This window comes from Devosia sp. SL43 (assembly GCF_021729885.1).
In the GTDB taxonomy this organism is placed as follows: Bacteria; Pseudomonadota; Alphaproteobacteria; order Rhizobiales; family Devosiaceae; genus Devosia.
This window is the reverse complement of record NZ_CP063401.1, coordinates 1,419,039-1,433,347: the sequence shown is the minus strand read 5'-3', so window position 1 is coordinate 1,433,347 and position 14,309 is coordinate 1,419,039. Positions and strand designations below refer to the sequence as shown.

Here is a 14,309-nt window from a genome sequence, read left to right as displayed (position 1 = left end):
GAGGGACGTATCAGGCAGAAGGCATCCCGGCCTGGGCCGGAAAGACGTGGCATCGCGCGGTGTCGATGCTGGCAAAGACGGTGGAGCCGGAGGCCGGGATACGGGTTTCCGGTCCGCGCGACTGGCTGGCACGCAGCTCGCCACCGTTAGGAAGGATGAGGTCGTGGACGAGGATTGCGCCGAGCGGCACCGAGACACCGACGGTGGCCGTCATCGTGTTGGCGGCGGGCGCATCGACCAGAAACACGTGCTCAGGCCGACAGGTGGCGACCACGGCGGCGCCGGTGGCGAAATCCAACCTGCGTGGCAGGGATAGAACCTCGCCGGAGCGCAGGCGGAGCGTCGTTGCGTTGGTTTCAAGGGCCTCGACCGTCGCCTCGAACTGGTTGGCCTGGCCGATGAAGCTATTGACGAACAGGGTCTGCGGCCGGTCATAGACGGCCATCGGCGTATCGATCTGCTCGATGCGGCCCTTGTTCATCAGCACCAGCGAACTGGCGAGGCTCTGCGCCTCCTCCTGGTCGTGGGTGACGATCAGTGTGGTGATGCCGAGTGTCTTCTGCAGGTGCAGCATCTCGACCTGCAGATCGAAGCGCAGCGCCCGGTCGAGCGCCCCGAAGGGTTCGTCGAGCAGTAGCAGCGATGGCCGGGGTGCGATGGCGCGGGCCACGGCAACGCGCTGCTGCTGTCCGCCCGACAGCTCGCGCGGCAGGCGCTTGCCGTATTCGCCGAGCTGCACCAGGTCGAGCATTTCGGCGACTCGCTCGCGGCGTTCTGTCCGAGGGACATGCTGGCAGGCCAGGGGATAGGCGATGTTTTCGGCGACGGTCAGATGGGGGAACAATGCGTAATTCTGGAACACCATGCCGATGCCACGCTCTCGTGCCGGCAGACTGGCCAGGTTGGTCGCGCCCAGCTCGATGCTGCCGCTGCGCGGAGCGATGAGCCCGGCAATGGCGCGCAGCACGGTCGACTTGCCGCAACCGCTGGGGCCGAGCAGCGCCGCAATCTCGCCGGCCGGGACGGTGAACGACACGTCATCGACAGCGGCAGCGCCGCCATAGCTATGCGTCAGCCCTCGGACGGACAGGGCGTTGGCGATGAGCTCGGTCATATGGTCTCTCCCGGTTCGGAGTGGCCGTCAGCAACGGCATGAGACTTGCAATGGTGTTTCTTGGTCGTGCCAACGACATTGCAAGCGCCGTGCCATGTCGGATGACGTCAGCCGAGAAATCGAACAAGCATATGAATTACAATGCGTAATTGTCTCTACAACAAACTTGCGAAACTTCATGCGAATATATGTTCGGATATACTCGCGCAAAAATGATGCACAAAATTTCGCCAGCTGCGCTATTGTTAGGCAAAGATTCGGAGTGAGCATGCGTAAGCCGACAAGGAAAAAGCCGTCGCCAGCGGCGGAAATGGTGACCGATATCGAGGAAGCCGAGGATGTGACGGACCGCATCTGCGCCACCCTGGCTACGGCTATCGGTGAAGGGGCGCTGAAGCCTGGCAGCAAGATCATCGAGGAAGCCATCGCCGAGCATTTCGGCGTGAGCCGGACCGTGGTCCGTGGCGCGCTCGGCGTGCTGCAGCGCGACCGCCTGCTTGAGCGCAAGCGTAACCGCGGCACATTCGTCGCCGAGCCCTCAATCGAAGAGGCCAAACAGCTCTTCGAAGCACGACGAGCCCTGGAGCGGACGACGCTGGAGCTGGTCACGCAGCGCATCACCCCCGCCGATCTCGACCGGCTGGAAGCCCTCACTGACGAGGAGCTTCGCATTTATCACGCCGACCACAACGCTCCCAAGAGCGCGTCGGTGGGGCAGTTCCACGTCGAGCTGTCGCGCATCGCCGGTAACGATGTGCTGTCCGAAATGCTGGCAAAGCTGGTCGCTCGCCTATCCCTGGTGATGGCGCTCTACGAGGACGAACGCGCCGACGATTGCGGTGCTGAGCATCATCGAGCGATAGTTGCGGCCCTGCGAGAAAACAATCTGAAGAAGGCCCAGGACCTGATGGACACGCACCTGGGCGACATCGAAGGCCGGGTGAAACTCACCGAAGGCCAAGGTGAACGGCACAGCTTCGTGTCTCTTTTGGAGACTTTCAGCCGCGCGTGACAGGTCCGTTGTATCATTCCTGTCAAAACACATGGCGACGGCATGCGGAGGCGAATGGGTGCTTCGTGATCTCGCCAAAATTACTGCGACGACCGGTTGGACCAACTGGCGCAAAGCCGATATTGTCTGCCACAGCGAACGGCAGCTTTCGGGAACCCATGAGTTGGCTCCGAACGACCGAAATGGGGTCGTAAGCTGCCCCCAACCACGATGTCATCCCGGCGAAGGCCGGGATCCATCCTGAGATCTAGCGACGAAGTCGATGCTGGGTGGGCCGGATAGGTCCGTGATTGCGGCGCAGCTGGGCCATTCGGGCACAGCCCTCATGGCCTTAGCGTCTAAAATCGCTCCACTGTAGCGATTTTGCGGCCGAAGGCCGCCGACGCTAAGTATTAAACTTGAACAGCATCACGTCGCCGTCCTTGACGACATATTCCTTGCCTTCGTCGCGGGCCTTGCCCGCTTCCTTGGCCGCCACCTCGCCGCCCAGCGTCACGAAATCCTCGTAGCCGATGGTCTGGGCGCGGATGAAGCCGCGTTCGAAGTCGGAGTGGATGACGCCGGCTGCCGCTGGGGCCTTGTCGCCCTTGTGGATGGTCCAGGCGCGCGTCTCTTTGGGGCCGACGGTAAAGTAGGTCTGCAGGCCCAGCAGCGCATAGGCCTCGCGGATCAGGCGATTGAGGCCGGCTTCATGAAGGCCCAGCGATTCCAGGTATTCGGCCTGCTCGGCATCGGGAAGCTGCGCCAGCTGGCTCTCGATCTCGGCCGAAATGATGACCACACCTGCGCCATTGGCATGGGCATAGGCCTCGACGGCCTTGCTCATGTCATTGCCATGCTCGGCCGAGCCTTCGTCCACGTTGCAGACGTAAAGCACTGGCTTGGACGTCAGCAGCTGCAGTTCCTGGAACGCCTTTTCTTCTTCGGCAGAGCGCTCGACGAAACGGGCTGACTTGCCCTCGCGCAGCAGCACCAGCGCGCGGTCGATCAGGTCCAGTGTGACCTTGGCGTCCTTGTCATTGCCCTTGGCCTTCTTTTCGACGCCCGTGCGGCGCTTCTCGAGGCTTTCGAGATCGGCCAGCATCAATTCGGTTTCCACCACTTCGGCATCGGCCAGCGGGTCGACCTTGTTGTTGACGTGGATGATGTTGCCGTCCTCGAAGCAGCGCAGCACATAAGCAATGGCGTCGCATTCGCGGATATTGGCGAGGAACTGGTTGCCCAGGCCCTCACCCTTTGATGCGCCCTTCACCAGGCCCGCAATATCGACAAAGCTCATGCGCGCCGGCAGCACGTTGACCGACTTGCCGATGGTCGCCAGCTTCTGCAACCGCGCATCCGGTACCGGGACGTCGCCCACATTGGGCTCGATGGTGCAGAACGGGAAGTTTGCCGCAGCCGCAGCGGCGGTGCGGGTCACCGCATTGAAGAGGGTCGACTTGCCGACATTCGGCAGGCCGACGATGCCCATCTTGAAACCCATGGGGAAAGCTCCGGAATTTGTTGGCCCTCACATCGTTCGGATGGGATGAGAAGTCAATGCGGGACGGGCATGGCCGTCTTGCCGTTCCGCGCCCGGCGGCCTATTAGGCTACCATTCAAGTCTTGTTCCTTTCAGTTGGAGGCGCCTCGTGGAGGTTCTGCTCACCCTGGTCGTTTTGGCCGCCCTGATCGCCGGTGGCGCCTGGTACTACTATCGCGGTCGCCACATGGGCTCATTCGCGCAGGCGGTCGGCACCAAGCCCGCTATTCCCGAGGCCAAGCCGCAGGGCGCCATGCCTATGCTCAAGATGCCGACGGCCATGGGCTGGGCGCCAGGCAAGGTGCCGACCGTCAAGTCCGGTCTCAAGGTCACGCCTTTCGCGCTCAATCTCAAGCATCCGCGCTGGGCCTATGTGCTGCCCAATGGTGATGTGCTGATCGCCGAGTCGGCCTCACTGCCTGGCACGGTCAAGAATGTCCGCGACTATGCCATGAACCGTGTGATGAGCCGTGCTGGCGCCACCCGTCCAAGCGCCAACCAGATCACGTTGCTGCGCGACGCCGATGGCGATGGCGTGCCGGAAGTGCGCGAAGTGTTCATGAGCGGCCTCAGCCAGCCCTTCGGCATGGCCCTGGTCGGTTCGACGCTCTATATCGGCAATACCGACAGCGTCATGGCCTTCCCCTATGAGGCTGGCCAGACCAAAATCACCGCGCCCGGCCGCAAGCTCATGTCGATGAAGCCGGGCGGCCACTGGACGCGCAACATCATCGCCTCCAAGGACGGCACCAAGCTCTATGTCGCCGTGGGCTCGCAGAGCAACATTGCCGAGAGCGGCTTCGAAGTCGAAGAAGGCCGGGCCTGCATTTTCGAACTCGACCTCAAGACCGAGCAGCACCGCATCTTTGCTGGCGGCTTGCGCAATCCCGTCGGCATGGCCTGGGAGCCGACCGACGGCAAGCTCTGGACGGTGGTCAACGAGCGCGACGGCCTGGGCGATGAAACCCCACCCGATTACCTGACCTCGGTCAAAGATGGCGGCTTCTACGGCTGGCCCTACAGTTATTGGGGCCAGACGGTCGACGATCGCGTACCGCAGGATGCCGCATTGGTCGCCAAGGCCTCGGCTCCGGACTATGCGCTGGGCGGCCACACCGCCTCGCTCGGCCTCTGCTGGCTGCCCGAAAGCACGCTGCCGGGCCTGCCATCTGGCATGGTCATCGGCCAGCATGGCTCATGGAACCGCAGCAAGCTCAGCGGCTATCGCGTCGTGCTGGTGCCGTTCAACAACGGCAAGCCGCAGGGCGCGCCCATCGACCTGCTCACCGGCTTCCTTGCCGACGACGAGAAGACATCCAACGGCCGCCCGGTTGGCGTCGTCGTGGCCAAGGACGGCGCGCTGCTGGCTGTCGACGACGTCGGCGACGCCGTCTGGCGCGTCAGCGCGGCCTAGACGCGGCGATACGTTTTCCGGATAACCTCGTTGGCGAAGCTCACTTCGCCACCGAGTTCGAAGCCGGGCAGGGTCGCCACGTCGATCTTCTCGGTGCCGCTCCCCAGCGTCACCGGCATCACGAACAGCTCCAACCGATCCACCACGCCCGCCGCGATCAGTCGCAGCGCCAGCGGCGTGTCGCCCTGCACCCAGACGGTGCCGTCGCCCTTGGTCCGCGCCGCCGCCACTAGCGCGGCTGGCTCATCGCGCACGGCCTCGACTGGCGCGCCGATATCGGTGAGGGGGTGGCTCGCCGGCACGATGCCCGGCACGCCATAGGGCCACTTCCCACCCGCCGCGATCGTCTCGTAGGTCTGGCGGGCGATGATCACCGCGCTCACTGCGGCGATGAAATCATGAAATCCCAGTTCGGGGATGAAATACGGCCCCTGCCACGCCGCGGACCCGTTGGCATCGGTGACAAACCCGTCCTGGCTCAGCGCCTGGAAGAACACCACCTCACCCGCCATCTCAATCTCCTCTGAAGATCTTCTTGAGCATATCAGCCATCGGCCCGCTTGTCGGCGCCGCTACCTGCGGCTTGGCCGGTCGGGCCTGCCGGATATGGCTCTGCGCCTTGGGCGCCGGTTTGGCCAGAGGCTCGTCAGCACCCTTCACCGCCAGCGCCAGCTTGTTCATGAAGCCGCTATCGTCGCCCTTGATCAGCATGTCGACATTCTTGGCGACCGCATCGAGCAGCGGCTCCAGCCAGGCCTGGTCGGCCTTGGCGAAGTCGCCAAGCACATGATGGGTCACGAATTCCTTGCCAGGATGGCCGATGCCAAGCCGAACACGCTTATAGTCCAGCCCAATCTGCGGATCGATCGAGCGCAGCCCATTGTGCCCGCCATTGCCGCCGCCAACCTTGACCCGCACCTTGCCTTCAGCCAGATCAAGTTCGTCGTACAGCACGATGATATCAGCGGGTGCGATCTTGTAGAATTGCGCCACCTGCTGAACGCTGTCGCCCGAGCGGTTCATGAAGGTCTGCGGCTTGAGCAGGATGACCTTCTCGCCGCCGATGCTACCCTCAGCAAGACTTCCAGCATGCTTGGTCCGGAACTGGGTAATATTGTGCTGTCTGGCGATCGCATCGAGCGCCATGAAACCGATATTGTGGCGATTGCCCGCATACTGGCCGCCCGGATTGCCCAGGCCCACGATCAGCTTCATTTCCGGCTCCAAAACGAAAGAGGCGACCCGAAGGCCGCCTCGAACTCATAGCATAACCAGCTGAAATTACTCAGCAGTGGCTTCGCCTTCAGCGGCTTCGTCAGCGTCGCCGGCCGACTTCAGGGCCGACGGAGCAACGATGGTCGCGATGGTCACGTCGTCTTCGTGGCTGTGGTCGACAGCACCGGACGGCAGCTTGACCGACGAGATATGGATGGTATCGCCGATATCGAGACCGGTCAGATCGACGGTCACTTCCTCGGGGATATTGTCAGCATCGACAGTCAGGTCGAGCGTGTGGTGCACAATGTTGAGCGTACCACCGCGCTTCAGGCCCGGGCTGGCTTCTTCGTTGATGAAGTTCACATGCACCTGGACGTTGAGCTTGGTGCCCTTGCCGACGCGCAGGAAGTCGATGTGGATCGGGAAATCCTTCACCGGATCAAGCTGGTAGTCGCGCGGAATCACGCGGTGCTTGGTGCCATCGACATCGAGTTCGATGATGTGGCTGAGGAAGCCGCCAGCATAAATCTGCTTGTGAGCGTCCTTGTAGGGGATCGAGACGGTAACGGGGGCCTTCTTGTCACCGTAGATAACAGCAGGAACGAGTCCCTGACGGCGCAGTTCACGAGCGGCCCCCTTGCCTACTCCTTCACGCGCCTGTGCACTGAGCACCTTAGTCGCAGCCATGGAAATATCCATTCTGGTTGGTGTATGCGTCACTACAACAGCATACGCGCCCGTCCTCCAGGGGTGACGAGCGCTTCATGGCGCGGCTATAGCCGAAAGGGCAGGCGGGAGCAAGCGGCATGGGCTGCTAGCCGTCGCTCAACCTGGAACGCTGGCCGATCAGATACTGCCGCACGGCTTCGTCAGCTGAGAGGCCGATTGCGAGGGTCAGTGCCTCGTATGCTGCGTCCTTCTGCCCGGCACGCGCAGCCAGGTGCCCGCGAGCGGCCCAATAGGGCTGGTAGTTGGCCATACGCTTGTCGCCGGCGATGGTATCGAGGCTGGCCAGCCCGGCTTCCGGGCCGGCGGTTTCGGCCAGTGCGGCTGCCCGGTTGAGCACAACCACTGGCGATCCGGTCATATCCAGCAGCACGTCATAGAGCGCCACAATGGCGGGCCAGGTTGGTTGACCCGTGACCCGGCGAGCCACATGGGCTGACTGGATCGCCGCCTCGAGCTGATAACGGCCCGTGGGTCCCGCGCGATTGGCGTCGCGCAGTAGGGCCTCGGCGGTCATGATGGCCGCCTCGTCCCATTGTTCGATATCCTGCTCTTCCAGCGGGACATAGGCGCCGCTGATGTTGCGACGGGCATTGCGGCGGGCCTCGGCATAGAGCATCAGCGCCAGCATGCCCTTGGCCTCGGGCTCCTCAGGCATCAGGGAAACGACCAGTCGACCCAGCCAGATCGCCTCGTCGGCCAGCCTGTCGGCCGCAGTATCGCCAATCTCGGTCCAGCCCTTGGCATAGGCCGCGTAGATGGCCTCCAGCACCGCATCGAGTCGCTCGGGCAAGTGCTCGCGTTCGGGAATGCCGAAGGGGAGGGCAGCCTCCTTGATCCGCGCCTTGGCCCGCACCAGTCGCTGCCCCATGGTGGCCGGCGGAATGAGAAACGCCGCCGCGATGTCGATGGCGGTGAGGCCGAGAATGGTCTGCAGGATCAGCGGCGCCCGCATGCCACGCTCGATATCGGGGTGGGCGCAGGCAAACATCAGCGCCAGCCGGCGATCGGGGATGACCTCGGGATTGGCAGCGGCTTCGTCGAGTTCCTCGGTCATGAGCTGGATATGAACCTCCCCGGCGGTACGGGTGTGCCGTCGGCGCGCCGCGTCGGTCTGGCGGCGGCGGGCGACGGTCAGCAACCACGCATCTGGATTGTCAGGCACGCCATCCGCTGGCCAGGATTTGAGCGCGCTGGCAAAGGCCTCCGCCAGCGCATCCTCGGCCCCCGCCACGTCGCGGGTGCGGGCGGCGAGAAAGGCGACGAGGCGGCCATAGCTGTCGCGGGCAACCCGCTCGGCGGTGCGGCGCGCCTCGTCGGACATCGTCACGACGCGTTCTGCTCGACGATCGGGCGGATTTCGATGGCCCCATATTTCGAACTCGGGCAGCGATTGGCCCATTCCACGGCCTGCTCGATATCGGGGACGTCGATGAAGAAGTAGCCGGCGAGCTGTTCGCGCGTGTCGGCATAGGGACCATCGAGCACATCGGTCTTGCCGGAACGGCTGCGGACGATGGTGCCCTCCTTGCCCGGGCTCAGCCGCAAGCCGCCCGAGAAGCCAGCGCCGGCCTTGTTGAGCGCCTGGTTGAAGGCGGCATACTCACTCCACAGCTCCTGCTGCGGCGCCTTGCTCAGGGCTTCGTCGTCGTGGTGGATGATCATCATGTAGCGCATTGTTTTGTCCTCTGTGTCGTCGGTGCGGCATGCTCCGATGCTACAATGTCGGCGCGCCCAGACGGCTTTCGACGTTTCGGCAAACAATCTTCAGTCGGGTTCATAGCCGGGGTGAAAGGGCCGTATCTCAATTGGGCCCCAGGTCGCCGCCGGGCAGAGTGCGGCCAGTTCGATCGCTCGCTCCATGTCGGGCGCCTCGATCATAAAATAGCCGCCAAACTGCTCGCGGGTCTCGGCATATGGGCCATCGTGGACCTTCAGTTCACCGTCAAACTTGGTGATTGTCCGGCCATCCCATGTCGGTGCGAGAGCAGCAGTTGAAACAAACGCTCCGGCCTTTTCCAGCGTCTGCTGGTAGGCGTACATCTGCTCCATGGCCTTGGCCATTTCCTCGGGCGGAAACGACGTGCCGACCTTCTCGTCAGCAAACAGCATCAGCATGAACTTCATCGCGCATCTCCTCGTCACGGGCACCATAGCCCTTCAGGGCAATGTCGCGCGAGGGAGACGGATTTCGACAAGAGCTGGAAAGAACCGCGCCACGCCCTCGTGGCTCGAGGGTCGCTGCGCTCCCGCCTCACCATGAGGCCTGCTAGGAGCTCGGCATATCAACAGCCCTGATGGTGAGGTGCGCTTCTTCAGCGCCTCGAACTACGAGGGCGTGGCACAATCAGTCAAACAGGCTCGACACGCTCTGCTCGCTGGCTGTGCGGGCAATGGCCTCGCCGATCAGCGGCGCAATCGCCAGGCGGCGAATATTGCCTGCCTTGCGCACGGCTTCGGTTTCTTCGATGGAGTCGGTCACCACCAGCTCCTTGAGCTTGGATGCCGCGATGCGCTCCGAGGCGCCCTCGGACAGCACGCCATGGGTGATGTAGGCGGAGACCTGCTTGGCGCCGGCCTTGAGCAGGGCCTCGGCAGCGTTGACCAGCGTGCCGCCGCTGTCGACGATATCGTCGATCAGGATGCAGGACTGGCCCGACACATCGCCGATGATGTTCATCACCTCGGACACACCAGCCTTGGGGCGTCGCTTGTCGACGATGGCAAGGTCGGTGCCCAGGCGCTGGGCCACCGCACGGGCGCGGGCGACACCACCGACGTCTGGCGAGACGATGGTGGTGTTGTCGAGCTTGTAGTTGTCCAGGATGTCGCGCGTGATGATCGGCGCTGCGTAGAGATTGTCCGTCGGGATGTCGAAGAATCCCTGGATTTGCGCGGCGTGCAGGTCAAGCGTAATGACGCGGTTGACGCCGGCCTCGGTGATCAGGTTGGCAACCAGCTTGGCCGAGATCGGGGTGCGGCCCGTGGCACGACGGTCCTGTCTGGCATAGCCGAAATAGGGCAGCACGGCGGTGATGCGGCGTGCCGAGGACCGGCGCAGGGCGTCGGTCAGGATCAGCAGTTCCATCAGGTTGTCATTGGCCGGAAAGCTGGTCGACTGCAGGATGAACACATCCTCGCCACGGACGTTTTCGTGGATTTCGACGAAGACTTCCTTGTCCGCGAAACGCTTGACCGTGCAATCGGTGAGGGGGAGCTCGAGATAGCTGGCGATGGCCTGGGCAAGAGCCCGGTTCGAATTGCCGGTCACCAGCTTCATGGGGCGCGATCCTGTCTCAACCGGTCCCGGGAGGAGACCACCAGTTTCGCGGGCACCTTTAGCGAGTCGCTCCCGGACTCGCAACGCAACAAACGTCGGATGGGTAAAGATTCACGTCAGGCCGATAATGGCGACCTGCCGACCGGTGCGCGTGCCCTGATGGGTGGCGTAGCGATGGGAGAAATAGCGCTCCGGTTCGCCATAGGTGCAGCCGCCGACGCGATCCACCGTGGCGACACCGGCGCCGCGAATGCAGTCGTCTACGAAGCCGGGCAGATCGAAATGCTCGACACCGCTTTGGGGAACGAAAATGCGATTGCTCGCACTCGGGTAGAGCCGCAGCAGGTCAGCTGCGAATTGCGGGCCGACCTCGTAGTTTGGCCCCGAAATCGTCGGTCCGATCGCCGCGACGATGCGAGAGACATTGGCGCCGATGGCGACCATCCCCATGATTGTCGCCTCGCAGATGCCACTGGCCGCGCCACGCCACCCGGCATGGGCAGCGCCAATGATGCCGGCTTCTGCATCAGCGAACAGGATCGGAGTGCAGTCGGCCGTCAGAATGCCGAGCGCCAGCGCCGGCACGTTGGTGACCATGGCATCGGCTTCGAACGGCTCGTCGATATCGGGGTAATCCGTCAGCACGCGAACGGTGGCAGAATGCACCTGCTTGAGCAGATAGAGATTCTTGCGCAGATAGCCCAATTCCAGCGCCGCACCGGCGCGATTGGCTTCGACCAGATGTGGCGTATCGCCGACCGTGATCGACATATTGTTGCTGGCAAATTCCCCGTCCGACCGACCACCCTGCCGACCGAAAAAGCCATGCCGTAGGGTCGCGATGCCAGCGAGGCCGGAGCTCTGTGCAAAGGGCATGCTCATCACTCAAATCCCATCGGCTGCAATCCCGGACTGTGGGCGCAGAAGGCCTTGAACAGATTGCCCATCTGCTCGGGCGCCGTCAGCCGTGACTTCGCCGCTGCGATGCTGTCAGCTGAACCCGGATTGGCGACACTCAACGCCTTGGAACGCTCGGTGATGCCCAGTCGCGTCAGGAACTGCCCCTGCGTTGCCAGCGGCTGCACGGCCAGCCCGGCGGCCGTCGCGACATTGCCCAGCGCCTCGAAATCGACATGGGCGGAGAGGTCGACCTCACCGGGGGCATCCAGCACATCGGTATAGGCATGGCGGCGCACGCCCTGCAGCGTCTCGCCAGTCTGGGTTCGGCCATAGCCATAGTCCACGGCGAGGATGGCGCCGCCCTGCGTCGAGGCGATCGCGGCTAGCCGCTTCATCACTTCGCCATTGGCCAGCCCGACTTCGTAGACGGCGTTGATCTCGGCGTCGGCAACAGCCTCCGGCATTGCCGATACCGGGATCGGTGTCGGATTGAGGCCGAAGCTGCGCCGCCCCTCGCTCAGCCCCACCATGCGCTCATGCCAGCCACCTGCCATGCGGACGAATTGCCGGATCGGCAGGGCATCGAAGAACTCGTTGGCGACCACCAGCAGCGGGCCGTCGCCGACCTTTTCGAAACTGTCGATCCAATGCGGGCCATAGGGCTCCAGCCGGGCATTCTGTTCGGCGATCAGAGTCGGATTGGTCTCGAACATCCGCAGGTCGAGCGCATCGCGAAAGCCTTCGGCACGGCAGGCGACGCGCAGCAGGTCGGCCATCAGCGTGCCGCGACCGGGTCCGAGTTCGAGCAGGGTGAAAGCCTTCGGGCTCCCCATCTGCTGCCACAGATTGACGAAGAAGAAGCCGATCAGCTCGCCGAACATCTGGCTGATCTCGGGCGCCGTCACAAAGTCTCCGGCAGCGCCCAGCGGGTCGGCACCGCGATAGTAGCCCTTGGTCGGATGCGTCAGGCACAGGCCCATATAGGTGGCGACGGACATCGGCCCGTTGGCACGGATCTGCATGTCGATCAGTTCGGGCAGGGTGGGGGCCGTGTCAGACATTGGGTGCCCGCAATGCGCTGACCTTGCGCGTTGACGCATACACAACCAGTCCCAGTCCACCCAATACCAGCGGTAGGCTCAGCACCATGCCCATGGTCAGCCAGCCGCCATAGAGGTAGCCGATCTGCGCATCTGGCAGGCGCACGAACTCTACGGCGATGCGGCTGAGGCCATAACCGATGCCGAAAATGCCCGCGACCATGCCGGGACGGCGCAGGCTATAGAAGGTGTGGGTGAACAGCCGGATCACCAGGAACAGCAGCAGGCCCTCGAGCGCTGCTTCATAGAGTTGGCTCGGATGGCGCGGCAGTTGCTCGGGGTCGGTCGGGAAGACCACGCCCCAGGGCAGCGTGGTCGGCGCACCATAGAGCTCGGCATTGATGAAATTGGCGATGCGCACCAGGAAGATGCCGATGGTCGAAACCGAAGCGATCAGATCCAGCCCGCTCAGCCAGTTGCCGTTGCCCTTGATCCGCGTGAACAGCACCACAGCCAGCATCAGGCCCAGCATGCCGCCGTGATAGCTCATGCCGCCATCGAGCGTGTTGATGATCTCGGTCGGGTTCGCCAGGTAATAGGGCAGGTTGTAGAACAGCACGTAGCCGACGCGGCCGCCGATCACGATGGCCAGCATGGTCCAAAAGGCGAAATCCCAGATATCCTTGGCGGCAAAGGGCGGCGTGCCCTTGTGCCACAGGCGCGAATTGGCCAGCAGCCGATAGCCGTAGAGGGCGCCAAGGCCGACGCCGAACAGGTAGCCCAATGCGTACCAGCGGATAGCGAAGGGGCCGATGGCGAAGGCGATCGGGTTGATATCGGGAAAGGGCAAATTATGCTCCTGCGGCAATCGGCCGGACCATTGCCGCTTCGCCCGCTCTGGTCAAGTCGGGAGGCATGGCCTAAGTATCAAGCAAGCGGGGGCGCTTTGAACGGATGATGCGATGAGCCAGAATAGCAAAATCTTCGACGGGCTGGGACGCGTGATGAACGAGGCCGCGGGTGTTGCCGATGGCGTGCGCCGCGAAGTCGAGACCGCCGTGAAGTCTCAGGCCCAGCGTTTTGTCGCCGATATGGATCTGGTCAAGCGCGAAGATTTCGACGCGCTGCGCGAGCTGGTGCAGGTGCAGGGCGAAGAGATCGACGCGCTGCGCAAGGAACTGGCCGCCCTCAAGGGCTCCGCGACCAAAGCAAACTAAAGCCTTGCGCTTCGCTGTCATTTCCGACGTCCATGGTAACACGGTCGCGCTCGATGCGGTGCTGGCCGACATTGCCGTGCAAGGCGTCGATGCAACCTTATGTCTGGGCGATCATGTCAGCGGGCCGATGGACCCGGCTGGCGCCGCCGATCGCCTGATGGCCCTGGACGGTCCCGTCATTCGCGGCAACCATGATCGCTGGTTGGCCGAGCGCAACAGCGAGGGCAAGGACCTCGACCCGGTGGATCGCTTTGCCCTGATGCGCATGAAGACGGCGCACCGGACCTGGCTCGAAACCATGCCCGCAACGGCGGTTTTCAATGGCGAGATTTTTCTCTGCCACGGCACGCCGGCCAGCGACAATGCCGCCTGGATCGATGGCTGGTATCAGGATCGTCGCACGACGCTGCCGGCGGAGGAAACCGTCATGCGGGCTGCGGCGGGTATCGATTATCCCATCATGTTGTGTGGCCACACCCACATCCCGCGCTCCGTGCGCCTGCGCGATGGACGCCGCATCATCAATCCGGGCAGTATCGGGCTGCAATTGGTGCGCGGCTCGCCCGATGCCCGATACGCTCTGATCGAGCGTCGCAACGGGAAATGGCTGATCGACCATAGGTCGGTAGAATATGACTGCGTTGCCGCTGCCGAGCAGGCTGTGGCCAATGGCTTCGCGGCCTGGAAGGATGCGCTGGAGACCGGCTGGTCCGATCCGGATGGCCTGTTCTGAAACAGTAAGCCTGTTCACAACGCGTCGGCGTTAACCCTGCGTTAACGCTGGCCGCCTCATCGTCATCCACAAGAGATTGCCGTCCGCCGACCGCGTTGCGTCCCCTGAATCAGTTGCGGGGTGTAGGGTCAAA

The 14,309-nt window shown here is 63.2% G+C and carries 16 protein-coding genes; 4 read left to right on the top strand and 12 right to left on the bottom strand.

Annotation, left to right across the window (positions count from 1 at the left end; translation table 11 throughout):
• Window positions 1–10 precede the first annotated feature (10 nt).
• Window positions 11–1,114: an ABC transporter ATP-binding protein gene (locus IM737_RS07090; RefSeq protein WP_236899218.1), complete on the bottom strand. Its 1,104-nt coding sequence runs from the start codon at window positions 1,112–1,114 to the stop codon at window positions 11–13.
• 268 nt (window positions 1,115–1,382) lie between these two features.
• On the opposite strand from IM737_RS07090, the gene IM737_RS07085 reads away from it, so the two are divergent.
• Complete coding sequence (locus IM737_RS07085) at window positions 1,383–2,126, top strand: GntR family transcriptional regulator (RefSeq protein WP_442874176.1); 744 nt, start codon at window positions 1,383–1,385, stop codon at window positions 2,124–2,126.
• A gap of 385 nt (window positions 2,127–2,511) precedes the next feature.
• Here IM737_RS07085 and ychF read toward each other — a convergent pair whose 3' ends face one another.
• Window positions 2,512–3,609 carry a redox-regulated ATPase YchF gene (gene ychF, locus IM737_RS07080; protein ID WP_236899217.1) on the bottom strand — a complete coding sequence of 366 codons (1,098 nt, stop codon included), beginning with the start codon at window positions 3,607–3,609 and terminating at the stop codon, window positions 2,512–2,514.
• Between the two features lie 184 nt (window positions 3,610–3,793).
• Here ychF and IM737_RS07075 point away from each other — a divergent pair, with 184 nt between their 5' ends.
• Window positions 3,794–5,062, top strand: a complete 1,269-nt coding sequence (locus IM737_RS07075) for a PQQ-dependent sugar dehydrogenase (RefSeq protein ID WP_236899877.1) — start codon at window positions 3,794–3,796, stop codon at window positions 5,060–5,062.
• On the opposite strand, the gene IM737_RS07070 is transcribed toward IM737_RS07075, so the two are convergent.
• From IM737_RS07070 to lgt, 10 genes are all read right to left on the bottom strand, one after another.
• Window positions 5,059–5,574, bottom strand: coding sequence for a dihydrofolate reductase family protein (locus IM737_RS07070; RefSeq protein WP_236899216.1), 516 nt, complete (start codon window positions 5,572–5,574; stop codon window positions 5,059–5,061). The two genes, IM737_RS07075 and IM737_RS07070, sit on opposite strands and share 4 nt — an antisense overlap.
• Before the next feature lies 1 nt (window position 5,575).
• A complete protein-coding gene (gene pth / locus IM737_RS07065; protein ID WP_236899215.1) occupies window positions 5,576–6,277 on the bottom strand; it encodes an aminoacyl-tRNA hydrolase in 702 nt (233 codons plus the stop codon).
• Window positions 6,278–6,343: 66 nt separating this feature from the next.
• Complete coding sequence (locus tag IM737_RS07060) at window positions 6,344–6,967, bottom strand: 50S ribosomal protein L25/general stress protein Ctc (protein WP_236899214.1); 624 nt, start codon at window positions 6,965–6,967, stop codon at window positions 6,344–6,346.
• A gap of 127 nt (window positions 6,968–7,094) precedes the next feature.
• On the bottom strand, window positions 7,095–8,330 hold the full coding sequence (locus tag IM737_RS07055; protein ID WP_236899876.1) for an RNA polymerase sigma factor: 1,236 nt from the start codon (window positions 8,328–8,330) through the stop codon (window positions 7,095–7,097).
• Between the two features lie 2 nt (window positions 8,331–8,332).
• Complete coding sequence (locus tag IM737_RS07050; RefSeq protein ID WP_236899213.1) at window positions 8,333–8,683, bottom strand: YciI family protein; 351 nt, start codon at window positions 8,681–8,683, stop codon at window positions 8,333–8,335.
• Between the two features lie 90 nt (window positions 8,684–8,773).
• Entirely contained in the window at window positions 8,774–9,133 is a 360-nt protein-coding gene (locus tag IM737_RS07045) for a YciI family protein (protein WP_236899212.1), read from the bottom strand.
• Between the two features lie 220 nt (window positions 9,134–9,353).
• Window positions 9,354–10,286: a ribose-phosphate pyrophosphokinase gene (locus tag IM737_RS07040; protein ID WP_236899211.1), complete on the bottom strand. Its 933-nt coding sequence runs from the start codon at window positions 10,284–10,286 to the stop codon at window positions 9,354–9,356.
• A 111-nt stretch (window positions 10,287–10,397) separates the two neighbouring features.
• The gene (gene pgeF, locus IM737_RS07035) at window positions 10,398–11,168 is read right to left on the bottom strand and encodes a peptidoglycan editing factor PgeF (protein ID WP_236899210.1); all 771 of its coding nucleotides are present in this window, start codon (window positions 11,166–11,168) and stop codon (window positions 10,398–10,400) included.
• Entirely contained in the window at window positions 11,168–12,247 is a 1,080-nt protein-coding gene (locus IM737_RS07030; protein WP_236899209.1) for a class I SAM-dependent methyltransferase, read from the bottom strand. Before IM737_RS07030 ends, pgeF begins: the two co-directional genes overlap by 1 nt.
• Entirely contained in the window at window positions 12,240–13,076 is an 837-nt protein-coding gene (gene lgt / locus IM737_RS07025) for a prolipoprotein diacylglyceryl transferase (protein WP_236899208.1), read from the bottom strand. The genes IM737_RS07030 and lgt overlap by 8 nt, the downstream gene beginning before the upstream one ends.
• A 112-nt stretch (window positions 13,077–13,188) precedes the next feature.
• Here lgt and IM737_RS07020 point away from each other — a divergent pair, with 112 nt between their 5' ends.
• Window positions 13,189–13,443 carry an accessory factor UbiK family protein gene (locus IM737_RS07020; RefSeq protein WP_236899207.1) on the top strand — a complete coding sequence of 85 codons (255 nt, stop codon included), beginning with the start codon at window positions 13,189–13,191 and terminating at the stop codon, window positions 13,441–13,443.
• Between the two features lie 4 nt (window positions 13,444–13,447).
• On the top strand, window positions 13,448–14,176 hold the full coding sequence (locus tag IM737_RS07015) for a metallophosphoesterase family protein (RefSeq protein WP_236899206.1): 729 nt from the start codon (window positions 13,448–13,450) through the stop codon (window positions 14,174–14,176).
• The last annotated feature ends 133 nt before the right edge of the window (window positions 14,177–14,309 follow it).